Genomic DNA, 588 nt, shown 5'->3' on the forward strand with positions numbered 1-588 from the left:
CTTGTTGTCGGAGCTGGAGGGTTAGGCTGTCCGGTACTGCAGTATCTGACTGCGGCAGGTGTAGGGCGTATCGGTATCGTTGATTTTGATACGATAGAACTGAGTAATCTGCAACGCCAGACCCTATATAGCACCGCAGATCTTGGGCAGTTAAGTGCGCAGTTGCTGTGCGGAAGCTAAGCGAAAATAATCCGTCTATCACAATCGTTGGACATCCTGTTTTGCTTGATGATAGCAATGCTAATGCTATTGTTTCACAGTATGATATCGTTGTTGACTGTACGGATAATTTTGCGGTACGTTATATTATAAACGATTGTTGTACGCGCTTAGAAAAACCGCTTGTTTTTGCGGCGATCTATCAATACGAAGGCAGATAGCAATCTTTAATGTCGCTGATGATGATGGAACTGTCTGTCATTACCGCGATCTATTTCCACAAGTCCCGAGTGCTGAAGAGGCTCCAAACTGCTCAGAAAATGGTGTATTAGGTGTTTTGCCAGGGATCATCGGATTGATGCAAGCCACTGAAGTGATGAAGTTAATAACGGGTATTGGAGAGCCCTTGGTCAATAAGTTAATGACTTT

Annotated in this window: 1 protein-coding gene and 1 pseudogene; both read left to right on the forward strand. The window is 44.2% G+C overall.

The window, feature by feature from the left end:
• Nucleotides 1–45 precede the first annotated feature (45 nt).
• Nucleotides 46–380, forward strand: a pseudogene (locus L950_RS37670) (HesA/MoeB/ThiF family protein).
• On the forward strand, nt 317–588 hold a 272-nt coding region (locus L950_RS31255; RefSeq protein ID WP_410528165.1), incomplete at its 3' end, for a ThiF family adenylyltransferase. The pseudogene L950_RS37670 and the gene L950_RS31255, both read left to right, overlap by 64 nt.

This window comes from Sphingobacterium sp. IITKGP-BTPF85, assembly GCF_001006065.1.
In the GTDB taxonomy this organism is placed as follows: Bacteria; Bacteroidota; Bacteroidia; order Sphingobacteriales; family Sphingobacteriaceae; genus Sphingobacterium; species Sphingobacterium anhuiense.